Annotated in this window: 26 protein-coding genes; all 26 read left to right on the top strand. The window is 42.9% G+C overall.

The window, feature by feature from the left end:
* The first annotated feature begins 226 nt into the window (after window positions 1–226).
* Window positions 227–796: a YqhR family membrane protein gene (locus tag BAA9072_RS04340; RefSeq protein ID WP_201713464.1), complete on the top strand. Its 570-nt coding sequence runs from the start codon at window positions 227–229 to the stop codon at window positions 794–796.
* 95 nt (window positions 797–891) lie between these two features.
* A complete protein-coding gene (gene aroQ, locus BAA9072_RS04335; RefSeq protein WP_201713463.1) occupies window positions 892–1,344 on the top strand; it encodes a type II 3-dehydroquinate dehydratase in 453 nt (150 codons plus the stop codon).
* A complete protein-coding gene (locus BAA9072_RS04330; protein WP_201713462.1) occupies window positions 1,341–2,405 on the top strand; it encodes a M24 family metallopeptidase in 1,065 nt (354 codons plus the stop codon). The genes aroQ and BAA9072_RS04330 overlap by 4 nt, the downstream gene beginning before the upstream one ends.
* Before the next feature lie 38 nt (window positions 2,406–2,443).
* Window positions 2,444–3,001, top strand: coding sequence for an elongation factor P (efp, locus tag BAA9072_RS04325; protein ID WP_034757996.1), 558 nt, complete (start codon window positions 2,444–2,446; stop codon window positions 2,999–3,001).
* Between the two features lie 235 nt (window positions 3,002–3,236).
* Window positions 3,237–4,160, top strand: a complete 924-nt coding sequence (gene spoIIIAA, locus BAA9072_RS04320) for a stage III sporulation protein AA (RefSeq protein WP_201713461.1) — start codon at window positions 3,237–3,239, stop codon at window positions 4,158–4,160.
* Window positions 4,161–4,676 carry a stage III sporulation protein SpoIIIAB gene (spoIIIAB, locus tag BAA9072_RS04315; protein ID WP_201713460.1) on the top strand — a complete coding sequence of 172 codons (516 nt, stop codon included), beginning with the start codon at window positions 4,161–4,163 and terminating at the stop codon, window positions 4,674–4,676.
* A 51-nt stretch (window positions 4,677–4,727) separates the two neighbouring features.
* Window positions 4,728–4,934, top strand: a complete 207-nt coding sequence (spoIIIAC, locus tag BAA9072_RS04310; RefSeq protein ID WP_034758004.1) for a stage III sporulation protein AC — start codon at window positions 4,728–4,730, stop codon at window positions 4,932–4,934.
* Entirely contained in the window at window positions 4,888–5,340 is a 453-nt protein-coding gene (spoIIIAD, locus tag BAA9072_RS04305; RefSeq protein WP_201713694.1) for a stage III sporulation protein AD, read from the top strand. Before spoIIIAC ends, spoIIIAD begins: the two co-directional genes overlap by 47 nt.
* A gap of 27 nt (window positions 5,341–5,367) precedes the next feature.
* Window positions 5,368–6,564 carry a stage III sporulation protein AE gene (spoIIIAE, locus tag BAA9072_RS04300; protein WP_408015202.1) on the top strand — a complete coding sequence of 399 codons (1,197 nt, stop codon included), beginning with the start codon at window positions 5,368–5,370 and terminating at the stop codon, window positions 6,562–6,564.
* Between the two features lie 18 nt (window positions 6,565–6,582).
* Window positions 6,583–7,212 (top strand): stage III sporulation protein AF, encoded by a 630-nt coding sequence (spoIIIAF, locus tag BAA9072_RS04295; RefSeq protein WP_201713459.1) that lies wholly within the window; start codon window positions 6,583–6,585, stop codon window positions 7,210–7,212.
* The gene (gene spoIIIAG, locus BAA9072_RS04290) at window positions 7,202–7,855 is read left to right on the top strand and encodes a stage III sporulation protein AG (RefSeq protein WP_201713458.1); all 654 of its coding nucleotides are present in this window, start codon (window positions 7,202–7,204) and stop codon (window positions 7,853–7,855) included. Before spoIIIAF ends, spoIIIAG begins: the two co-directional genes overlap by 11 nt.
* A gap of 14 nt (window positions 7,856–7,869) precedes the next feature.
* Window positions 7,870–8,424, top strand: a complete 555-nt coding sequence (locus tag BAA9072_RS04285) for a SpoIIIAH-like family protein (protein WP_201713457.1) — start codon at window positions 7,870–7,872, stop codon at window positions 8,422–8,424.
* A 273-nt stretch (window positions 8,425–8,697) separates the two neighbouring features.
* Window positions 8,698–9,204 (top strand): acetyl-CoA carboxylase biotin carboxyl carrier protein, encoded by a 507-nt coding sequence (accB, locus tag BAA9072_RS04280; protein WP_201713456.1) that lies wholly within the window; start codon window positions 8,698–8,700, stop codon window positions 9,202–9,204.
* Window positions 9,205–9,219: 15 nt separating this feature from the next.
* A complete protein-coding gene (accC, locus tag BAA9072_RS04275; protein WP_201713455.1) occupies window positions 9,220–10,572 on the top strand; it encodes an acetyl-CoA carboxylase biotin carboxylase subunit in 1,353 nt (450 codons plus the stop codon).
* A gap of 24 nt (window positions 10,573–10,596) precedes the next feature.
* Window positions 10,597–11,007 (top strand): Asp23/Gls24 family envelope stress response protein, encoded by a 411-nt coding sequence (locus tag BAA9072_RS04270; protein ID WP_034758025.1) that lies wholly within the window; start codon window positions 10,597–10,599, stop codon window positions 11,005–11,007.
* A gap of 594 nt (window positions 11,008–11,601) precedes the next feature.
* Window positions 11,602–11,988 carry a transcription antitermination factor NusB gene (gene nusB, locus BAA9072_RS04265; RefSeq protein WP_201713454.1) on the top strand — a complete coding sequence of 129 codons (387 nt, stop codon included), beginning with the start codon at window positions 11,602–11,604 and terminating at the stop codon, window positions 11,986–11,988.
* A 21-nt stretch (window positions 11,989–12,009) separates the two neighbouring features.
* Complete coding sequence (gene folD / locus BAA9072_RS04260; RefSeq protein WP_201713453.1) at window positions 12,010–12,876, top strand: bifunctional methylenetetrahydrofolate dehydrogenase/methenyltetrahydrofolate cyclohydrolase FolD; 867 nt, start codon at window positions 12,010–12,012, stop codon at window positions 12,874–12,876.
* Window positions 12,877–12,992: 116 nt separating this feature from the next.
* Complete coding sequence (gene xseA, locus BAA9072_RS04255) at window positions 12,993–14,360, top strand: exodeoxyribonuclease VII large subunit (protein WP_201713452.1); 1,368 nt, start codon at window positions 12,993–12,995, stop codon at window positions 14,358–14,360.
* Complete coding sequence (gene xseB, locus BAA9072_RS04250) at window positions 14,347–14,580, top strand: exodeoxyribonuclease VII small subunit (protein ID WP_201713451.1); 234 nt, start codon at window positions 14,347–14,349, stop codon at window positions 14,578–14,580. The genes xseA and xseB overlap by 14 nt, the downstream gene beginning before the upstream one ends.
* A 20-nt stretch (window positions 14,581–14,600) precedes the next feature.
* Window positions 14,601–15,473 carry a polyprenyl synthetase family protein gene (locus tag BAA9072_RS04245; RefSeq protein ID WP_408015205.1) on the top strand — a complete coding sequence of 291 codons (873 nt, stop codon included), beginning with the start codon at window positions 14,601–14,603 and terminating at the stop codon, window positions 15,471–15,473.
* Window positions 15,474–16,173: 700 nt separating this feature from the next.
* Complete coding sequence (locus BAA9072_RS04240; protein WP_201713450.1) at window positions 16,174–16,806, top strand: CNNM metal transporter family protein; 633 nt, start codon at window positions 16,174–16,176, stop codon at window positions 16,804–16,806.
* A 21-nt stretch (window positions 16,807–16,827) separates the two neighbouring features.
* On the top strand, window positions 16,828–18,720 hold the full coding sequence (dxs, locus tag BAA9072_RS04235; RefSeq protein WP_201713449.1) for a 1-deoxy-D-xylulose-5-phosphate synthase: 1,893 nt from the start codon (window positions 16,828–16,830) through the stop codon (window positions 18,718–18,720).
* 2 nt (window positions 18,721–18,722) lie between these two features.
* Window positions 18,723–19,559: a TlyA family RNA methyltransferase gene (locus BAA9072_RS04230; protein ID WP_201713448.1), complete on the top strand. Its 837-nt coding sequence runs from the start codon at window positions 18,723–18,725 to the stop codon at window positions 19,557–19,559.
* A 450-nt stretch (window positions 19,560–20,009) separates the two neighbouring features.
* Window positions 20,010–20,459 (top strand): transcriptional regulator AhrC/ArgR, encoded by a 450-nt coding sequence (gene ahrC / locus BAA9072_RS04225; protein ID WP_201713691.1) that lies wholly within the window; start codon window positions 20,010–20,012, stop codon window positions 20,457–20,459.
* A gap of 114 nt (window positions 20,460–20,573) precedes the next feature.
* Window positions 20,574–22,283: a DNA repair protein RecN gene (gene recN / locus BAA9072_RS04220; RefSeq protein ID WP_201713447.1), complete on the top strand. Its 1,710-nt coding sequence runs from the start codon at window positions 20,574–20,576 to the stop codon at window positions 22,281–22,283.
* 126 nt (window positions 22,284–22,409) lie between these two features.
* The gene (gene spoIVB / locus BAA9072_RS04215; RefSeq protein WP_201713446.1) at window positions 22,410–23,699 is read left to right on the top strand and encodes a SpoIVB peptidase; all 1,290 of its coding nucleotides are present in this window, start codon (window positions 22,410–22,412) and stop codon (window positions 23,697–23,699) included.
* Window positions 23,700–23,755 lie beyond the last annotated feature (56 nt).

Raw genomic sequence — 23,755 nt, 5'->3', positions numbered from 1 at the left:
TTCTTTAACCGTACAAATTGATTTTTTATTAGGTGATAAACGAGACATTTCCGTTTCTTTTATCTGAAACTTTAAAAGATATTATCTATTTTACTAAAAATTGAAGAAAAGCACTAGGGGGAGCGTTTCTTATCCTATATTTCGATGCGGCAATTCAAATGAAAAAAGAGCAAATCTATGCAAATGTTTCATACTATGGGACATACTACGAATGGAGGTGTTACAGATGGCAGAACAAAAAGGGCAACATGAGAAAGTCCAGGATGGAACGGAAGAAAGTAAAGAAAATCCCAGGTTGGAACAGAATCAAAGTGAAAAACCGCTTTCCTTTACGGCAATGGTCGTCTTGACGGGCTTCATCGGGGGGATGTTATGGAGTTCGATTGCTTACATTTGTCATTTCTTTTCCTTTACGAAAATTGAACCCAATATCATATTTGAACCTTGGGCAGTAGGAAACTGGGTGGATAAATGGATCGGAGTTGTTCTATCCATCGTGGCATACGGTGTCATATCAATCGGAGTGGCTCTCATTTATTATGGTCTGTTACGGAAATTCAAGTCCATGTGGGTGGGTGCAGCGTATGGGCTTACCTTATACTTCGCTTTTTTCCTGCTCCTTAATCCGCTGTTTCCAAGCATTAAATCCTTTACAGCAATTGATTACCACACATTGATCACCACCTTCTGTTTGTATATTCTTTATGGGGTATTTATAGGTTACTCGATTTCATATGAAGAAAATGAATTAAGGCACCAGGACGAAAAGGAAAAATCAGGGGAAGTTTCTCATTGAGAAATGCTATTTATCAGACAATTATGTAGGTATAGGTAAAAGGTTTATGTTAGAATGTTCATGATGAACATTCTATTTTTTTTAGGAGTTTACATATGGCAAAAATCTTATTGTTAAATGGCCCGAATTTAAACAGGTTAGGGAAACGCGAGCCTGATATCTACGGCCATGTCACCTTGACTCAATTGGAGGAAGCCCTGAAAAAACAGGCAGAAGATGAAGGCTTTCAAATGACTGCCGCCCAATCGAATCATGAAGGGGAATTGATTGATGTCATCCACAAGTCGGAGGACGAAGGGTACGGGGGGATCATACTGAATCCCGGTGCATTCACTCATTACAGCTATGCTATAAGAGATGCTGTGGCATCTGTATCCGTACCGGTTGTGGAGGTGCATATATCAAACATTCATGCCAGGGAAGAATTCAGGCATCAGTCTGTCGTGGCAGCTGAAACGATTGGTCAGATTGTCGGTTTTGGCCTGTTGGGTTATGAGTTAGCTCTGCAAGCCATCATAAAGAACATTAAAGGGAGTGGAAATGAATGAAAATTGAACGCTTACGTAAAACCTTTTCAGAAAATGAAATTAACGGTATTTTATTGACGAGTACGTATAACCGCCGCTATATGACGAACTTTACGGGTTCTTCAGGTGTTGTGTTGATTTCAGACGAGAAAGCTTTGTTCATTACGGATTTCAGATACATAGAACAAGCAACAGAGCAGGCGGCTGATTATGAAATCATACAGCATACGGGTCCGATACATGATGAAGTGGCGAAACAAGTGAAGAATCTTGGTATAACCAAACTTGGTTTTGAAAAGAACGACATGACGTACAGTGCCTTTGAAAGTTACAGGGATGTATTGGAAGCGGAAATGGTACCGGTATCCGGATTAGTGGAAAAGTTACGCTTGATTAAGACACCTGAAGAGCTTAATATAATTAAGGATGCGGCGGATATAGCCGATGCAGCATTTAAGCATATATTAGATTTTATCAAACCGGGTGTGACAGAGTTAGAGGTTTCCAATGAATTAGAATTCTTCATGAGAAAAGCAGGAGCGACGTCATCCTCTTTTGATATCATCGTTGCCTCAGGTAACCGATCTGCCCTACCTCACGGGGTAGCCAGTGATAAAGTCATCGAAAAAGGTGATTTTGTAACCTTGGATTATGGTGCATACTATAAAGGATACTGCTCAGATATGACACGTACTTTATCTGTAGGGGAACCAAGTGAAAAATTGAAGGAGATCTATGATGTCGTCCTCCAATCACAGCTTCTTGCCATGGAAAAGATCAAGCCAGGCATGACAGGGAAAGAAGCGGATGCGATCTCTCGTGATTACATAACAGAAAAAGGGTATGGGGAGTATTTCGGACATTCATTAGGACATGGGATTGGTCTTGAAGTACACGAAGGACCAGGATTGTCCTCCCGATCTGATGTAGTACTCGCTCCTGGAATGATCGTAACGGTTGAACCAGGGGTCTATGTACCGGGTGTTGGCGGCGTACGTATCGAAGATGATACACTCATAACAGAAGATTCCAATGAAACACTGACACACTCAACAAAAGATCTAATCATTCTACCATTTTAGTCCTGAACAAGGCCTACTAGAAAATAGGAGGAATAAATATGATTTCAGTAAATGATTTTCGAACAGGTTTAACGATTGAAGTCGACAACGGAATATGGCGGGTAATCGATTTCCAACATGTTAAACCGGGTAAAGGAGCAGCTTTCGTCCGCTCTAAACTTCGTAACCTTCGCACAGGTGCCATTCAGGAGAAAACCTTCCGCGCCGGTGAAAAAGTAGGAAAAGCACAGATTGACAATCGTAAAATGCAGTACTTGTATGCCAATGGTGACATGCATGTATTCATGGATAACGAAAGCTACGATCAAATCGAGCTTCCTGCTTCATCTATCGAATATGAATTGAAATATTTGAAAGAAAACATGGAAGTTTCCATCATGATGTACGGAGGCGAAACGCTTGGAGTAGAGCTTCCGAACTCTGTTGAATTGAAAGTAACGGAAACAGAACCGGGAATCAAGGGTGACACGGCTTCCGGTGGTTCTAAGCCTGCAACTGTAGAAACAGGCTTAGTGGTTAACGTACCATTCTTCGTAAATGAAGGGGATACATTAATCATTAATACAACGGACGGATCTTACGTATCGCGTGGATAATTAATTAGAAAAGCCTGAATGGGACTAGTCCCATTCAGGCTTTTTTTTCGTTAGGTTGACGTGCCACTGTCACCACCCTCTACTTAAAACTCCCAGTTACCACCCCGAATCTGCCAACTCTATTGTCATAATCTTATTTCACTAGAATACATTGTATTATCGGGAAGCATGTACGAAGGATTTCATTTCTTCGCCAATAAACCTGAAGTGGAACAAGATTAGGAGGTACTTAAATATGCAAGAAGTTCTAGCCTTACTACCGAGCACTATTTCTGAAAAAGTCCTGACCCTTCCACAAGATCTGATTGACCGAATTGAAGAGATTAGAATTCGTACCAACCGTGTGTTGGAGGTCACAGCCAGGGGGAAACCATATTTTCTTTCTTATACTGTTACAGAGGAAGATAGTGAACAGCTCATTAACAAACTATCCCGCCATTCGTTCTATACATTGGAGGAGGAACTGAAGAGAGGGTATATCACGATTGAAGGCGGACATCGTGTAGGCCTTGCAGGTAAAGTGATTCTAGAAGGTGGTTTGGTGAAAGGAATTCGGAATCTGTCTTCTTTTAACATTCGGATTGCGAGACAAAAGCTTGGCATAGCAGATTCTATTTTTCCATATGTTTATGATGGCGAATGGAAACATACGATGATGATCGGCTCCCCTCAAACCGGTAAGACGACACTTCTCCGGGATCTTGCCAGGATGATTTCGACAGGTGTGCCTGAAAAAAACATTCCCCCATACAAAGTGGGGATTGTCGATGAACGTTCTGAAATCGCCGGTTGCGTAAATGGAATCCCTCAGTTGATGTTCGGTCCGAGGGTGGACGTGCTGGATGCCTGTCCAAAGGCGGAAGGCATGATGATGCTGATTCGTTCCATGAGTCCTGATGTATTGATCGTAGATGAAATCGGGCGAATGGAGGATGGTCAAGCCATCCAGGAAGCCGTGAATGCCGGTATCACACTTGTCATGACGACGCATGGATCTTCCTTTAACGAGGTGAGGAAGAGACCGGTGATTAAGGACATTGTGAGTCTGCAAACAATCGAGCGATTCGTGGAACTGAGGAGAGGGGAAGAACCAGGAAGGGTCCATGAAGTGTGGAACGAACTCGGTCAATCTCTTCTGAAAAAAGTGAGTGTGACATAAATGATAAAACTTATTGGTGCTGTATTTATTCTTCTTTCAACATCCTGGGCAGGGTTTGAAGCTTCAAAATATTTGACGGAAAGACCGCGGCAACTTCGGCTGTTAAAGGTGGCCCTTCAATCATTGGAAGCTGAAATCACTTATAGCCATACCCCTTTGCATGAAGCAACCAGGAAAATTTCCAAGCAGCTGCAAAAGCCCGTCTCCTGGTTTTTTGAAACCTTCTCAAAGAAATTAACAGAGCAGGAAATTTCAGTGAAGAAGGCATGGGAAGAGAGCCTGAACGATATCTGGAAATTAACGGCTTTTAAGTCAGGTGAGTATGAAATCCTGAAGCAATTCGGGGAAAACCTAGGCCGACACGACATGGTCACTCAACAGAAGCATATTCAGCTTGCTCTCAAGCACCTGGAAAGGGAAGAGACGGAAGCTGTAGAAAAACAACGGAAATACGAAAAGATGACGAAAAGCTTAGGGTTTCTATCAGGTCTTTTGTTGATCATCCTATTGCTTTGACTTACTGCTCCCGCATGGGGCATGAGCGCATAAACCAGGAGGGGTACAAACATGGGAATTGATGTGGATATTATTTTCAAGATTGCAGGGGTAGGGATTGTGGTGGCCTTTTTGCATACGATTTTAGATCAGGTAGGGAAGAAGGAATATGCCCAGTGGGTCACGTTGTTTGGATTCATTTACATCTTGTTTATGGTAGCCTCGATTGTCGATGATTTGTTCCAGAAGATTAAATCTGTCTTCTTATATCAAGGATAAGGGGGCGTCTACGATTGAAATCATCCAAATTGTAGGTATTGCACTGGTTGCGACTTTTCTCGCTTTGATTGTAAAAGAACAGAAACCAAATTTTGCTTTCCTGCTCATTGTGTTTACGGGTTGTTCAATATTTTTGTTTCTTATAGATCAAATCTATTCCATCATTCATATGATTGAAAAGCTCGCAGCGAATGCAAACGTCAACATGGTATATGTGGAAACCATCCTTAAAATTATTGGCATCGCCTACATAGCCGAATTCGCTTCTCACATTACGAAAGATGCCGGGCAGGGAGCACTTGCAGCTAAAGTGGAGCTTGCCGGAAAGATATTAATTTTGGCAATGGCTGTCCCCATTCTGACAGTCATCATCGAAACGATCATCAATATGATTCCGACTGGATAAGCGAAACGTTAAGAGGTGGAAAAATTGTTGCAACTATATCGAATACTCGTCATGGCACTCGTTCTATTTTTGATTGGCTCCTCAAGCGGACAAGCAGAAGAAGGAGATGAACAGCTTCCTCCCGACGCGAACATTCAGCAGGACATGATTGATACCCAGCTTGACCGGTTGGGGGTTGAAGAGTTAACGGGTTACTGGAATAGCATCGTGGATCAATACGGAGGCTATCTGCCTGAAAGTCAAAAAGGAAGTTTGATTGATTTCATGAAAGGGGAGAAAGAGTTCTCATTTAAGGCGTGGTTCAGCGGAATTTTCAAATTTGCTTTTCAGGAGCTCGTGATGAATGGGAAGTTATTGGGAACCCTGATCATGCTTACGATCTTTAGTATGTTTCTTCAATCCCTGCAGAATGCTTTCGAAGGGGGAAGCGTCAGCAAAGTGGCTTACAGCATCATTTTCATGGTGTTGATCATCATCGCACTGAATAGTTTTCATGTGGCAATTGATTACACCCGTGATGCCATCTCCACCATGGTCCATTTCATCATTGCCCTCATCCCCTTGCTACTCGCCCTTATAGCAGCTTCAGGAGGAGTAGTATCTGCAGCATTCTTTCATCCCGTCATTATTTTTCTGATGAATACAAGCGGCTTGCTCATTCAAAATGTCGTGCTTCCACTTTTATTTCTATCAGCTCTCCTGAGTATTGTGAGCACCCTTTCAAGTCATTATAAAGTAACGCAACTGGCACAGTTATTGCGAACGTGGAGCATAGGTCTGTTAGGGGCATTCATGACGGTCTTCCTCGGGGTGATTTCCGTGCAGGGAGCGACAGCAGCAGTGACGGACGGCATAACAATCAGAACGGCAAAATTTGTGACTGGCAACTTTGTACCTGTCATCGGAAGGATGTTCACAGATGCAGCGGATACAGTGATCAGTGCATCAGTTCTATTAAAGAATACGGTGGGAATAGCGGGAGTAGCCATCGTATTAATCATAGCAGCCTTTCCTGCCATCAAGATTTTGATGATTGCATTCATATACAAACTGGCCGCTGCCCTCCTTCAACCTCTCGGGGGAGGACCGGTCATCGAATGTCTCGATACGATCGCAAAGAGTGTGATCTATGTGTTTGCTGCTCTGGCCATTGTATCCTTTATGTTTTTCTTAAGTCTTACCGTCATCATTGCTGCAGGGAATATTACGATGATGATGAGATAAGAAGGAAGGAGTTCCGTCATGTCATTTCTCACCGATTGGATTACAAATATCATTATCTTTGTTCTCTTAGCCACCGTCATTGACATGCTTCTTCCAAGCTCCAATATGCAGAAATATGCCAAGATCGTGACAGGCTTATTATTGATCACCATCATCCTTACACCACTCTTCAAATTAATGTCCACCGATTTTGATGAGGTGATGAATTCTATAGACTTAAATGGTTCTTCCCAGAATAAATCCGTAGAAAATGTAATAGAAATGAAGAAAAAAGAAATACAAGCCTCACAACGTGCATATATTTTAGAACAGATGGCTGTCCAAATGAAACAACAAGCAGAAAAGGAGATGATGGATGAACACGGTAAAGTCATTGAGAAGGTGACCATACAGGCAGATGACTTAGAAAAGGTTCCGGAAAGTATTACAGAAGTGTCAGTGATATTGAAAAACAAGGAAAATGAAAATCACAGCACGATTGAAACGGTCCAAAACGTGGAGATCGACACGGGGGCTGAAGCGAAAAAGAAAACATCCGACGAAGATACTGCCCAACTGGCCTCCTTACTTGCCAAACAATGGAATCTTACACAAGACAAAATAATCATTACAGTTGAAGGGGGGACTGGGGAAGCAAATGAACTTTAATAAAGGTCCGCTAAATGCTTTGAAGGAATGGTTGTCAAAGGAAGACGCGAACTCTCCACCCAAGGATAAAAAAGGGAAAAGGCTGCATTACTTTCTCATTGTGCTGCTTATAGGAGTTGCTTTCATGCTGATCAGTGATCTGTGGAGCAGTGATAAAGGGCTTGAGGTGGCAAAACCGGCGGATGGAGGAATCAATGACGAAATGGCGACCTTCGGATCCAATCAAAAGGAATCGGACGGTTCGATGAGAGGTTATGAAGATCAATACGAAAATCAATTAAAAGAAGCCCTTGATCAAATCGTCGGGGTAAGCGATGTGTACGTAGTGGTCAATGTGGAAGCGACGGAGTCAAAGATATACGAGAAGAATGAATCCACACAAACTCAATCCACTGATGAAGAAGATAAAAATGGTGGGAAGAGGTCCGTAGAAGATAAATCCAAGGACGAAGAAATCGTCATCGTAAACAACGGTGATAAAGAAGTTCCCATTGTGAAAGAAACGAAAAAACCTAAAGTCAGCGGTGTCCTTGTAGTAGCAAAAGGTGCCGATAACATACAAATCAAAAAATGGATTATAGAGGCCGTCACCCGTTCACTTAATGTTCCAAGCCACAGGGTATCGGTCCTGCCCAAACAATAAGGGGGAAATGATAGATGTTACTTAAAAAGCAAACAGTTTGGTTATTAACAATGTTGAGCCTTGTGATCGTACTCTCTGTTTATTACATTACATCACCAACGCAGCAGGCGACAGATATGGCCTATCAGGAAAAGGATGGAAAAGAGCAGGCGAAGGATGGGGATAAAGAAACGATGTCAGGCACTGACATGGAAGTGGTGACCGACGCGGCAGGGAATGAAATGTTTGAAGCACTCCGTTTAGAAGTGACAGACCAGCGTGAACAACTTCGTGAAGAACTCGAAGCAAAGGTCGCAAACGCTGATGTATCAGCAGAAGAAAAGAGTGCCGCCTATGAGCAAATGGAAAATCTTCGTGAAATGGCCATGACGGAATCAGTTCTCGAAACGATGATTAAGACCATGGGTTATAAGGATGCTTTGGTAAGAGCGAATGGTGAAAATATCCGGATCACAGTGAAATCGGATAAAGAGCACTCTAAAGCAGATGCCAACGAAATCATCCGCCTCGTGATGAGTGAAGTTGGACAAATGAAACCAGTGGCTGTAGAATTTCAGCCGGCAAACTAACCATTACAAGAAACTGTGCCGCCTAAAAGGACACCTTTAGGCGGCTTATTTGTGTTTTGGTTGTGGAAAGGGTCTGTTATTGAACATTTTCATTAGAGAAATTAAAAATCCCTTTCTATTATTTTATTTTTTCCGGAAAAAGGTCTAGAATAGAGGTAGTGGTGTATGCGCTTTATAGGATAGTAGGAATCGCATATTGAATTTATACGTGGTATTATCGTATGATATTAGTAGCTAGTCATAATTTTTAAAACTATAAGAGGGGTGTCAACAGTGTTGAAAATTCAAGAAATTCGCGAAATAATCAAACTCGTAGATCAGTCTAGTGTTGAAGAGTTTACATACGAGCATGATGGTTCAAAAATTAACCTAAAGAAGAATAATGGTGTAACGGTTTCTGCTCAACCGCAAGTGGTGCAAGCAGTCGAAGAGGTAAAACCCGCAGCCCAGGCTGTTCAGCAGGCACCTGTGCAAAGTGCTGCTCCTTCTGTAAATGCAGAAGAAAAGGAAGCTCCACAAGCAAATGTGGAGAATTCAAACTTACATAAAATCACGTCTCCGATGGTTGGTACGTTCTATCAATCTTCTTCTCCTGAATCAGGACCATATGTGAAAGTCGGAGATAAAGTCGATGAAAGCTCTGTTGTATGTATCGTAGAAGCCATGAAACTATTTAATGAGATTGAAGCCGAAGCAAAAGGTGAAATCGTAGAAATCTTAGTAAAAGACGGTCAATTAGTTGAATATGGACAGCCGTTATTCTTGGTTAAACCTGAATAAGGAGCGAAAATAGACATGATAAAAAAGGTATTAATTGCTAATCGAGGAGAAATTGCGGTGCGTATCATCCGTGCCTGCCGAGATTTAGGCATTGAAAGTGTAGCCGTTTATTCTGAAGCCGACAAAGAAGCTCTTCATGTACAATTAGCAGACGAAGCATATTGTATCGGTCCCACAGCATCGAAGGACAGCTACCTGAACTTTACAAACATCATAAGTGTGGCAAAATTGACGGATTGTGATGCCATTCACCCGGGATATGGATTTTTAGCCGAGAACTCTGATTTTGCAGATTTATGCCGTGATTGCAACATCATCTTCATTGGCCCTTCACCTGAAGCGATCTCGAAGATGGGGACGAAAGACGTGGCTCGTGAAACCATGAGAGAAGCCGGTGTTCCCATCGTACCCGGTTCAAAAGGAATTGTGAAAGATGCTGAAGATGCTGTTCAACTTGCAGAATCCATGGGGTATCCTGTAATCATCAAAGCCACTGCAGGTGGTGGAGGTAAAGGAATCCGTGTCGCGAAAAGTCAGGAAGAGCTTGTTAAAGGAGTGACGATCACCCAGCAGGAAGCCATGACTGCATTCGGAAATCCAGGTGTATATATCGAGAAATTCATTGAGGATTTCAGACATGTGGAAATTCAGGTACTTGCCGATAACTTCGGAAACGTGATCCATCTTGGAGAGCGGGACTGTACAATTCAGCGCCGCCTTCAAAAACTGATTGAAGAAACACCATCACCTGCTTTAACAGAAGAAGTTCGTGTTAAAATGGGGGAAGCAGCAGTAAAAGCAGCCAAAGCAGTTGATTATACTGGTGCCGGCACGGTAGAATTTATATATGATTACGTAAATCAAACATTCTACTTTATGGAAATGAACACACGTATTCAAGTGGAGCACCCGGTAACCGAGCAGGTCACAGGTGTCGATCTGATTAAAGAACAGATTCTCGTGGCATCAGGAGAAAAACTTTCTCTAACACAAGAAGAAGTAACGTTCACTGGTTGGGCTATTGAATGTCGTATTAATGCAGAGAACCCAGAGAAGAATTTCATGCCCTCAGCAGGTCGGATTGAAATGTATCTCCCACCAGGCGGAATTGGCGTAAGAATCGATTCAGCCGCATATCCTGGATATATGATCCCTCCTTATTACGATAGCATGATTGCCAAGGTGATTACCTATGGAGCGACACGGGAAGAAGCCATTTCAAGAATGAAACGCGCTCTAAGTGAATTTGTGGTAGAAGGTGTGCACACAACCATACCGTTCCATTTGAAACTATTAGATCATGAAACCTTTGTTGGTGGAGAGTTTAATACGAAATTCTTAGAGAAATATGAAGTAATGAAATCCTAGTGTGAATTCAGGGAGGTGCCTTAAATGGCGGAAAATCAAAACCTTTTACAAATGTCTCACGGTAAAGACGGTCTTGGGAAGATTGAAATCGCACCTGAAGTGATTGAAGTAATCGCGGGTATCGCCGCGTCAGAAGTGGAAGGCGTATCTCAAATGCGAGGGAACTTCGCTACAGGTGTCGTCGAGCGTCTTGGAAAGAAAAACCACGGTAAAGGTGTCAAAGTGGAGCTTGCTGAAGAAGGAATCATCGTGGATGTGTACTGCATCATGAAATTCGGTGTAGCGATCCCGACAGTTGCTCAAAAAATCCAGGACAATATTCGTCAAGCCTTGCTTAACATGACTGCCTTGGAAGCAGACGAAGTGAATGTTCATATCGTAGGCGTTCAATTTGAAAATCAAAAGTTTGAAGCTGAAATAGAAGACGAAATGTAATCGGGGACGGTCCTTTAGTGGACCGTTCTTTTTTTGTGTTCTGGGTTTGTGTCTGGGATATAAAGGAGTTAGGGATTTTGTAAGAAAGATGGATTATTGCGTGAAGCTGCCGTATTCATTCATTGGGGCTGCATCCGCCTCCTTGTCCCTCGAGGTCATTTCTGAAAAATCCCCAAAGGCAAAGAACGCCTTCAGGGATTTTCCAGAAATGCTTGTCGGACCTGACCAACCCGCCTCCGCTTTTCTTTGTCCAGCTCCGGGGCTTAGAGGCTCGAGGTCATATGACAAACCATCCAAAAAGGCAAAGAACGCCTTTCCGGATGGTTCGTCATATGCTTGTCGCCTCTCGGCAAAGCCCCTCCGCTTTTCTATTGTCCAGCTCCGCCGGGTAGTCCCTCGAGGTCATTTCTGAAAAATCCCCAAAGGCAAAGAACGCCTTCAGGGATTTTCCAGAAATGCTTGTCGGGCCTGACCAACCCGCCTCCGCTTTTCTTGTCAGAATATTGATTTTTTTAGATAGACGTGCGTATTGCCCCTGGTTTGTGCTATTATCAAAGGTATGAAAATTGATGGAGTAAAAGGAGTAATTAGAAGATGAAGAGAAGAGTTGCCCGTGAAAAGGCTTTACAGGCGTTATTTCAAATAGATATGAGTGATATTGAGCCGGAAATTGCTTTAACGAACGTGTTGGAAGATGAGGAGAAGATGGATGCCTATCTAGAGCAGCTTGTTTTGGGGTTCATTGAGAATCAGGAACGGATCGATGGACATATTCGTGAAAACCTCGAAAAATGGTCCTTTGACCGCCTGGCGAAAGTTGATCGGAACATTTTACGATTGGGCGTGTACGAGCTTCTGTTTGTAGACGATGTTCCGAACAAAGTCGTCATTAATGAAGCGGTTGAAATTGCAAAGACCTTTGGAGATGATCAATCCAGTAAATTTATCAATGGCGTTCTTTCAAAAGTAGGTCAATCCTAACAATGTAAAGGGGCGAGTGGAATGTCTGCTTCTATAATTGATGGCAAACTCATTGCTAATCATTATCGACAACAATTAAAGAGTCAGATTGAACAGCTGAAGGAACAACATGTCACCCCTGGTTTGGCGGTGATCCTGGTTGGGGACAATCATGCTTCTCATTCCTATGTGAAAATGAAGAGAAAAGCGTGCAGTGATCTTGGGATTCATTCAGAACTTTATCAGTATGAAACCAGTCTCACTCAGGAAGAGCTTCTGGATAAAATTGGAGAGTTAAATGTACAAGACCATATTCATGGAATTCTTGTTCAACTGCCGCTACCGGATCATATTAACCCGATTACTGTGATTGAAACAATTTCTCCATCGAAAGATGTGGACGGTTTTCATCCTGTATCGATTGGGAAAATGGTGACTAACCAAGATACCTTCTATTCCTGTACACCGCTTGGAATCATGAAAATGCTTGACTATGAAAACATTTCTGCAGAAGGAAAACATGTTGTTATATTAGGGCGGAGTAATATTGTCGGAAAGCCGGCAGGTCACTTATTCCTGAATCGGAATGCGACGGTGACGTATTGTCATTCAAAAACGCAAGATATGTCCTTTTACACAAAACAGGCTGATATCATCGTCTCTGCTGTTGGTAAAGCAAACCTGATCGGTGCTGAAGACATTAAACCGGGTGCTGTTGTCATCGATGTAGGAATGAATCGCGATGAAAATGGCAAACTTTGTGGAGACGTGAATTTTACGGAAGTGAAGGCAAAAGCTGGTAAAATCACACCGGTTCCCGGGGGAGTCGGCCCGATGACGATTACCATGCTCCTCTATAACACCGTGAAATCTGCAGAATGGGCTTATCAAAATCGCCAAAATGGTTAAAAGATAGTACAATATAAATAACAAAAAAGGAAAGGGACAGCAAATCGCTGGTCCCTTTCCGTCTTCCTACATATGAAATTTCTAAGATCATGTAAGGAACAAAGGAGTCAGTGAGCATGGAACTTGATCAATCGCGTTATTTAACGGTACAAGCTCTGACAAAATACATAAAACGTAAATTCGATAAGGATCCTCACCTGTCCAACCTGTTTGTACGAGGGGAGATTTCCAACTTCAAACGGCATTCAAGCGGTCATATGTACTTCACCTTGAAAGACGAAAAAGCCCGCATCCTGTCTGTGATGTTTTCGAGTCATAATCAATCCTTGAAATTCAGGCCGGAAAATGGAATGAATGTATTGATCCGCGGAGATATCTCCGTGTATGAGTCAGGGGGGCAATATCAGATATATGTGAAAGAAATGCAGCCCGACGGAATTGGCGAGCTTTATTTAGCTTATGAACAACTGAAAGAAAAGCTCGAAAAAACGGGTTATTTTGATGATAGCCGCAAACGGATGATTCCAAAATTCCCGAAGCGGATCGCCGTTGTCACTTCACCGACGGGTGCTGCAATCCGTGATATCATCACAACCATTAAACGGCGTTATCCTATTGGTGAAATCCTTGTATTTCCCGCTTTGGTCCAAGGCGAGCAAGCGGCGAATTCAATTGCCGTGGCGATGAGAAAGGTAAACGGATTTGGGGATATAGACGTGTTGATCATTGGCCGGGGTGGCGGTTCCATTGAAGAGTTGTGGGCATTCAATGAAGAGGTTGTAGCAAATGCCATTGTAGAATCCGACGTTCCCGTCATTTCAGCTGTTGGACATGAAACGGACTTTACGATTGCCGACTTTGTAGCGGATCTCCGGGCACCAACTCCAACAGCTGCCGGCGAATTGGCGGTCCCCCATATAGACGATATGTTGGAAAGAATCATGAATCGTAAATTACGATTGATTAAATCATTTAAAACCAAACTTCAAAGTGAAAGAAACCGATTGAATGGTTTTATGAAATCGTACGCCTTAAGAAATCCCCGTCATCTTTATCAGCAGAAGATCGAGACCGTCGACCGACTGACGGATCTTTTACAAAGAAATATCAGTCTTCATGTGAAGCAGAACAGGGACCAATTAAGCGGGCTTCATTCCAGGTTACAGCGAGTTCACCCGTCACAACTCATCAAAATGCAGAATGAACGAGTACTGTTTATGCAAACACGGCTGGAGAAACAATTTAAACAAGTGCTGAAAGAAAAGAATCATCGTTTCAGTTCAGCTCTTTCCACCTTACATGCCCTCAGTCCTTTGAAGATCATGGACCGGGGATATAGTCTGGTCTATAAGGATGAAGGTAAATTGATTAACTCATCTCGACAAGTCAAAACAGGTGACCGTTTGGAGATCAATGTCAGAGATGGAAAAATACATTGCGAAGTTGAATCTGTTGAAGAGGGTGAAAAAAATGGCAAAGTCTAAAGAAGAACTATCATTTGAAACAGCGATGGAACAGTTGGAAGAGATCGTAGAAAAATTAGAAGAAGGGGAAGTACCTTTAGAGAAGGCGCTGGAATTTTATCAGAAAGGGATGGACCTTTCTAAATATTGTCATGATACATTGCAAAAAGCGGAAAACCAATTAACGAAAATGATAACAGATGACGGGGAAAAATCCTTTGATCTGGATGAGGGGGAATAAGAGTGAATCCTCCGATTGACCTGAAAAGGTTTCAACAAGAGCATGGAGACATGATCATCAAACATATGGTCGACACCGTCGAGGGTCTCGTGATGCCCAAAGTTTTAAAGGAGGCCATGGTCTATTCCCTGCAGGCAGGTGGGAAAAGGATTCGTCCCATTCTTCTATTGGCAGCGATCAGGACCTTTAATAAGGATCCTTTGCTTGGGTTAAATACTGCCGCCGCTCTTGAAATGATTCATACATATTCGCTGATCCATGATGATCTTCCTTCCATGGATGATGATGATTTACGCAGGGGAAAGCCGACGAATCATAAGATGTATGGAGAAGCCGTAGCCATTTTAGCAGGAGACGGGTTGTTGACATATGGTTTTCAATTCATTGCAGAAGATACATTCCTGACAAATGATGTGAAGGTTAGACTTATGACCCTTCTGGCTAAGTGCGCTGGTCCAGAGGGCATGGTAGGTGGACAAGTTGCCGATATCGAAGGGGAAATGAAGCAACTGACAGCCAATGAGCTTGAGAACATTCACGTTCATAAGACGGGTAAATTACTTATGTTCAGTGTTATGGCAGGGGGAATTATTTCTGAAGCTACTGAGGGTGAACTGAAGCTTCTTGAGATGTTTGCCTATCATATCGGCCTCGCTTTTCAAATTCAGGACGACATACTCGACATAGAAGGTTCCGTAGAAATGATCGGTAAACCTGTCGGTAGTGACGAATCCAAACATAAGAGTACGTATCCAAGTCTCCTGACTATGAAAGGGGCGAAGGAAAAGCTTCATTTCCATTTGGAAGAAGCGTTGGCTGCTCTTGATAGATTGCCGGTCTATTCCAGTCTCCTTGAAGAAATTGCCCAATTGATCGTTTCCAGGAACCATTAAATCCATTCTATATTTGAGCAAAAGATTTAACATATGTTATAATACGATTAGAATCAATTTTGGGGTGGTGCAGTATTCTAGTCAGTCCACCAATCCTGAAGGTGGGCCTAAAAATCCACTAAAGGGCACATCGATGAAGTTCCTGGAATTGGCTTGAGGCGCCCAGCTTTGGGTCATATCTGGGAGTAAGGCTTGAGGGCGATCCACAATGGCATGTGGGCGTTGACCCGCGAGCCGCGGAGGCTTTGTTTCTTATGCTGGCATCAAGCATATGCAATAAGAACAAAGTATGAACCTGCGATGTGATGATTCACTAGCAGCGTAGCCTGCCTTGAGTGAAGAGTGAGGGGATTATGGTTACAGGGTACACATCAGTTGGCCATTGATATGTGCTTTTTCGTCCATATGAAATCCTCTTTGCAAAAGAGGCTAAGGATTGCGTTAAGGACTGTTGAGGAAAACTCCTAGACTGTTCATATTCGGACATATAAAGGGGATTATAGTGCGGACTAAGTGGTAATCCAGTCTAGCTTGTGGTGACGCAGCTAAGTCGGGTTTAATGGGAAACCGCCGGTATGGCAACATCCGGTACCTGATTGGGAAAACCTACTGGACCTAAGCTGCAATTTTTACTCTTTATATGACCCCCCAATTACATATAAACAAACTATTTACACAAGAAACGATGTGTTTAACGATAATGAATGAAACAATGAAAAACTCAATAAAGTGGAGTGTCAGCATTGCCGTTATCACATTTGTGTTAGCGGCTATTTTTTCAGTTACATCCAATATGGTACTAAATGGGGTCGCATGGTATACAGGGCTCATAGTCGTGTTGATCATCGTCTTTATCGGGATCTTTTTTGATATGCTGGGAATCGCTGCAACAGCGGCTGATGAAACCCCTTTTCATGCCATGGCAGCCAAAAAGGTGTACGGGGCCAGATATTCAATTAAAATAGTACGTAACGCAGATCGGTTCGCAAGCTTCTGTAATGATGTAATCGGTGATATTTCAGGAATCATAAGCGGGACCGCCTCTGCCATTGTCCTCATTCAACTGGCAATTTCTTTTCGCCTTGAAGGGGGCTCTTTGAGGGAGTATATCGTGAGCGTAACCCTGACAAGTATCATCGCATCTTTGACAGTCGGAGGCAAAGCACTTGGAAAAACGTTTGCTATCACCTATTCTAAGGATATAATATTTAGAGTTGGTAAAGTTCTACAATTCCTTGAAGATCGATTCCATATCGTAATAATCAAAGATAAAAAAGACAAAAAAGATAAAAACAAGAAAAAGGGTTATAAAAGAGAGAAACAAAATATTTAGTGATGAAAGTGAGTGGACCCCATGGATTTATTATCAATAAAGGAGCCTTCTTTTATAAAAAGCTTGTCGAATGAACAATTGGAAGTGCTCAGCCAGGAGATTCGCCAATTCTTAATCAAGAATCTATCTAAGACTGGCGGTCATATTGGTCCAAACTTAGGGGTGGTCGAATTAACCGTTGCCCTCCATAAACATTTTAACAGCCCGAAAGATAAGATTCTTTGGGACGTTGGTCACCAATCGTATGTTCATAAGATTTTAACCGGAAGGGCTTGTCAATTTGACACACTTCGCCAGTATAAAGGGTTATGCGGTTTTCCTAAGCGCAATGAGAGTGAACATGACGTATGGGAAACGGGGCACAGCTCCACTTCGTTATCTGCAGCCATGGGAATGGCGATCGCCAGAGACGTGAAAAAAGAAGATTCCTACATCATCCCGGTGATAGGGGATGGTGCCTTGACGGGCGGAATGGCACTTGAGGCACTTAATCACATCGGTCATGAAAAGAAAGATATGATCGTTGTATTAAATGATAATGAAATGTCCATTGCTCCAAATGTAGGAGCCCTTCATAGCGTACTTGGCCGTCTTCGGACAGCTGGAAAATACAATTGGGTGAAGGATGAGATGGAGTATATCCTTAAGCGCATCCCGGCTGTTGGCGGTAAATTGGCGAGTACTGCGGAGCGGGTAAAAGACAGCTTGAAGTATTTATTTGTTTCGGGAATGTTTTTTGAAGAGCTCGGATTCACATACCTCGGACCGATCGATGGCCATGATTATAATGATCTGTCCGAAAATATTCAATATGCGAAAAAAACGAAAGGCCCCGTCCTTTTACATGTAATCACGAAAAAAGGAAAAGGGTTTCACCCTGCGGAAACAGACAAACAGGGGACTTGGCACGGCACTGGACCGTATAAGATCGACACCGGCGATCTCATAAAGCCGGTGAACGCACCGCCTTCATGGAGCGGTCTTGTCAGTGAGACAGTTCGAAAGGTTGCCCGTGAGGATGAACGGATTGTCGCGATTACCCCAGCTATGCCCGTAGGCTCAAAACTACTCGGATTTGCTGAAGAATTCCCTGACCGGATGTTCGACGTGGGAATTGCCGAGCAGCACGCTACCACAGTTGCCGCGGGACTTGCCACTCAGGAAATGAAGCCATTTCTGGCGATTTACTCGACTTTCCTGCAGCGGGCGTATGATCAGGTGGTTCACGATATCTGCCGCCAAAACTTAAATGTCTTCATAGGGATCGACAGGGCCGGTTTAGTAGGAGCTGATGGTGAAACCCATCAAGGTGTCTTCGATATCGCCTTTTTAAGACATTTACCTAATATGGTAATCATGATGCCGAAGGATGAGAATGAGGGTCAACACCTTGTCAATACGGCGCTTCAATATAATGATGGACCGATCGCCTTGCGCTACCCTCGTGGAAATGGGTATGGAGTACCGATGGACCCAGCTCTGAGTACGATCCCGATTGGAACGTGGGAAGTGTTGAAGCAGGGAACAGATGCAGCGATCCTGACCTTTGGCACGACGATTCCAATGGCGATGGAGGCTGCTGCAGATCTTGAAAAGCAGGGACTCTCGGTTCGGGTTGTAAATGCAAGGTTCATCAAACCTATGGACGAAAATATGCTGAAGAGCATCCTTGGAGAAGAAATGCCTGTGCTGACAATCGAAGAAGCAGTGCTTCAAGGTGGATTCGGGAGTGGAGTTCTTGAGTTTGCACAGGAACAAGGCTACCATGACGCCGTGATTGATCGCATCGGTATTCCTGATTACTTCATCGAGCATGGAAGTGTAAAAGAGTTATTGAACGAAATTGGTATGACCAAAGAAAATATAGTGGATCGCATTTTAACGATCACACCAAAAAAACAAAAAAGGGCCTAGTGATGAAAGTAAAAAAACAACGTGTAGATGTACTGCTGGTAGAACGAGGATTAATTGAAACAAGGGAAAAAGCAAAACGGGCTGTCATGGCGGGTCTGGTTTATTCCAATGAAATGAGATTAGACAAGCCCGGGGAAAAAGTCAGTGAAGATATCCCCCTAACGATGAAGGGGAAGGTGATCCCTTATGTGAGTCGGGGAGGCTTAAAGCTTGAGAAAGCTCTGGAAGTCTTTAATGTGGATGTAAGGGATAAAGTGATGATTGATATCGGCGCATCCACAGGAGGATTTACGGACTGTGCACTGCAAAACGGAGCAAAGATGTCTTATGCCCTTGATGTGGGATACAACCAGCTAGCCTGGAAGTTAAGGCAGGATGAACGTGTCGTTGTGATGGAAAGAACGAATTTCCGTTACGTCACCCCGTCTGATTTACAAGGGGAAATGCCAAGTTTTGCATCCATAGATGTCTCGTTTATTTCTCTATCTTTGATATTGCCTGTCCTGAAAACATTATTGGTACCAGGTGGGGACTGTGTCGCTTTAATCAAACCACAGTTCGAAGCAGGGAAGGACCAGGTTGGCAAAAAAGGCATCGTAAGAGATCCTGCCGTCCACAAAATGGTCATCGAGAAAATCATGACTCTAGCCATTAAAGAAGGGTATCATATTGCAGGCTTGTCTTATTCCCCCATTACAGGTGGAGATGGAAATATTGAATTCCTCATCCATCTGAAATGGTCGGGGGATGTTGGAGAAGGAAAGTCCCTTACTGGCAACACTCCGGATGAAGTGATTGAGGAAGCACATCATCAATTAAAAGCGAGAACTCAGCAGTAAAACAGAGCCACTCTTCTTCGGAGGGTGGCTTTTTGATGTCTCTATCGACCTAAGTATGGATTTGAAAATAAAACAGTCCTTTCACTAAATTTGATGTATCCAATTATTTAGAAAATAATACGGGGCATTGACCAAAATGGGCAATACTTCTTGAACATCTGTTGCTATGAACAAACCATTCAGTGTTACTCACCTTATGCTTGTCGCCCCAGAACAGGCCACTTCTGCTTTTCATTGTCCAGCTCCAGGGGCTTGGGGCTCGAGGTCATAAGGCTAGTAACCCAAAAAGGCAAAGAGCGCCTTTCCGTGTTACTAGCCTTATGCTTGTCGCCCCAGAGCAAGCCCCTTCTGCTTTTCTTTTTTATTGTACTTCCACACAAAATAGGCTAACATAAGCGTAGAGGTATATTTATACAGGCTTTAATACAATGTAAGAGGTGCATGTTCATGATGAACAAAGGGCAAAGACATATTAAAATCAGGGAAATTATAACGAATAGAGATGTGGAAACGCAAGATGAGCTTGTGGAGAGCCTGAAAAATGCGGGATTTAATGTGACTCAGGCAACCGTATCCAGGGATATCAAGGAGCTCCATCTGGTCAAGGTTCCATTGATGGATGGCAGGTACAAATATAGTTTGCCGGCAGATCAGCGTTTTAATCCACTTCAAAAATTAAAACGGACACTGACTGATGCGTTTGTGAAAGTCGATCAGGCAGGACATATGCTTGTGATGAAAACGTTACCTGGAAATGCAAATGCCATCGGGGCCTTGATTGATAATTTAGATTGGGAAGAGATTCTCGGGACTATTTGTGGAGATGACACTTGTTTGATCATCTGCAGGACGGAAATGGAAACCAAAGTCGTTTCAGAACGATTTTTAGATATGTTGTAAACGCGAAAAAATATCATGGGGCTTTCATTAAAGGCCCTTTATACAAAATCCAATAGGAAGCTTTTCTTTTACGAATTTCAAGGGAAAAGTTCCTTTTTATTTGAGGTGAAGGTTTTGCTACAAGAACTATCTATCAAAAATTTCGCCATTATCGATTCCCTCTCCCTTTCTTTTGAAGAAGGTTTGACTGTGTTATCTGGTGAAACCGGTGCTGGTAAGTCAATCATCATTGATGCTATTCATTTATTGGTTGGCGGGAGAGGCTCCTCGGAATACGTGCGACATGGGGAGAAAAAGGCTGAAATTGAAGGGTTATTTATTCTTGATAATGAAACACATCCTTGCTTTCAGAAAGCCGCTGACTTCGGGATCGAAATCGAGGAAGGCATGATCATCCTTAGAAGGGATATCTCGAGCACGGGAAAAAGTGTGTGTAGAATCAATGGCAAGCTGGTGACGATCGCCATCATGAGGGAGATCGGTGCATCACTTATCGATATTCACGGGCAGCACGAACATCAGGAGCTCATGAATGAAGGATTGCATCTTTCCTTATTGGATCAATTTGGGGGCAATGAGATCACCTCTGGCTTATCGAGTTATGGACAAGTATATAAAGAGTATTTATCCATCTATAAGCAATTAAACAGACTGAATGAGAATGAGCAGGAGATGGCACACCGACTGGATCTTATTCAATTTCAGCTAAAAGAGATCCATGATGCGAATCTTCAACTGAATGAAGATGAAGAGTTGCAGGAAGAGAAGCGGAAACTGATGAACTTTGAGAGGCTTTTTGAGGCGCTTCAAACTTCCTATGACAGCATCCAGGGTGAGAGAAAGGGAATGGACTGGGCAGGACTCGCCATGAGTCATTTAGAGACCGCTGCAGAAGTGGATGCTCAGTATGAAAGGACGCTGGAATCTGTTTCGAATGCGTATTATATACTCGAAGATGCCGCCCATCAAGTAAGGGGCGCGTTGGATGAACTGGAATTCGAGCCGAATCGTTTGGACATGATAGAGGCAAGGTTGAATGAAATCAACGGTCTGAAGAGAAAATATGGATCCTCAGTAGAAGAAATTCTTGCGTATAGTTCAAAGATTGAAGAAGAAATTGAAACGATCACGAATAAAGATTCCCATGTGGAACAGCTACAAAGTAAATTACAATCCCTCGAGAAGGATTTATCCCTTGAGGCGAAAAATCTGACACAAACCAGAAAACAATGGGCCAAGAAATTGACCGGAAGTATTCATGAACAGCTTAAGCAGCTATACATGGATAAGACGAAATTTGAAGTCCGATTCGTGAAAAGCGGAGAGAATGAATCCTTCTCCTTTCAACAATTTAAAAAGGATGGATGGGATACGGTGGAGTTTTATATATCCACTAACCCCGGTGAGCCTTTAAAGCCGTTATCCAAGGTGGCATCAGGAGGAGAACTTTCACGGATCATGCTTGCCCTCAAAACCATTTTTTCTAAGCATCAGGGGATTACCTCGATCATTTTCGATGAAGTTGATACTGGTGTCAGCGGCAGAGTCGCACAGGCCATTGCGGAAAAGATTTATCAGGTGGCTGTTCATTCCCAGGTAATGTGCATTTCGCATTTGCCACAGGTGGCTGCGATGGCCGACTGTCACTTATTCATTTCAAAAAAATTGTCAGGCGGCAGAACGAGTACGATGGTTAAACGTCTCCGGGAGAAGGACAAAATCCGGGAAATCTCCCGCATGATATCAGGGGTGGAAATTACAGATCTCACGCTTGAACATGCCAAAGAATTACTACAGTTGGCAGGTTCCATTAAAGAAACATGAAAAGCTATCCAATTCGGGTAGCTTTTTTTTCATGATTACCAGTTATAAATGTGGCTTTAAAAGGCAAAATTAAGACTGTAGCCAATAGTTAGTGTGTGTGGATTAGAAGCGAGGAGAGTGAATATATTGAGTTTAGATTGGTTAAGAAAATGTATAGGTGGAATTCTCCTTGTTTCGCTTTGTCTTATTGGTTTTTACAAACCGGTTCAACAAATTATCGATACACCGAACTCTGTAAGACTGATGGAAGGGGATCATGTTGCTCTCCCCAAGGCTGCATCTGTCACGACGATGGGTTCGTCGCATAATGAACATGTTCAAGTAGAGGAAGGTAAAGGGCAACTCTCCATACAAGGGAGTTCTGTAGGTAAGGACGAAGTTGTATTTGAGCTCGCCGGGTTACCCATTAAAAAGGTCGATGTTGAAGTACTGAAAGATTTCAAAGTGATTCCTGGTGGACAATCAATAGGAGTCAAATTAAATACAGTTGGGGTGTTAGTGGTTGGTCATCATCTGGTTGATACAAATGATGGAAAAATGTCCCCGGGCGAAAAGGCCGGAATTCAGGTAGGGGATATGATTACTGAAATAAATGGAACGAAAATTGAAGAGCTTGCTGATGTTGCTCCTTTTGTTCAGAAGGCAGGAGAAGAAGCGAAATCTCTTGACGTCGTGATTAAGCGTGAACAAAAGACAGTGAAGACACAATTGCTTCCGTTGAAAGAAAAAGGGGAAAAAAGCTATAAATTAGGTCTGTATATTCGTGATTCTGCAGCGGGCATCGGCACCATGACATTTTATGATCCGAAGTCCAAAAAATACGGAGCATTGGGTCATGTCATTTCCGACATGGATACGAAGAAGCCGATTGTCGTTGAGAACGGAGAAATCGTGAATTCAGAAGTCACCTCAATCCAAAAAGGGTCGGATGGAAAACCCGGAGAAAAATTAGCACGTTTTTCATCTGATCGAAACGTCATTGGTAACATCACACGGAACAGTCCTTTTGGGATCTTTGGTGAATTAAATCAAAGGATTGAAAATGATTTGTTGGATAAACCAATGCCAATCGCTCTTTCTCACCAAGTAAAAGAAGGACCGGCGCAGATTTTGACTGTCGTGGATGGGAAAGAAGTTGAAATGTACGACATAGAAATTGTCAGCACCATTCCACAAAAATACCCTGCAACGAAGGGAATGGTCTTGAAAGTGACTGATCCCGAGCTATTAAAGAAAACCGGTGGAATCGTCCAGGGGATGAGTGGAAGCCCGATCATCCAAAACGGAAAGGTCATCGGTGCGGTCACGCATGTATTTGTCAATGACCCGACCAGCGGGTACGGTGTACACATTGAATGGATGCTGAGTGAAGCAGGAATCGATATTTATAAAAAAGATCATAACCGAGCTAGTTGAACTTGAAAACCCTTACTAAAGTACCGATTGCGGGTACTTATAAGGGTTCTTTTTTT

It is taken from the genome of Rossellomorea arthrocnemi (assembly GCF_904424705.1).
Classification (GTDB): Bacteria; Bacillota; Bacilli; order Bacillales; family Bacillaceae_B; genus Rossellomorea; species Rossellomorea arthrocnemi.
This window is presented reverse-complemented; position numbering and strand designations above follow the sequence as displayed.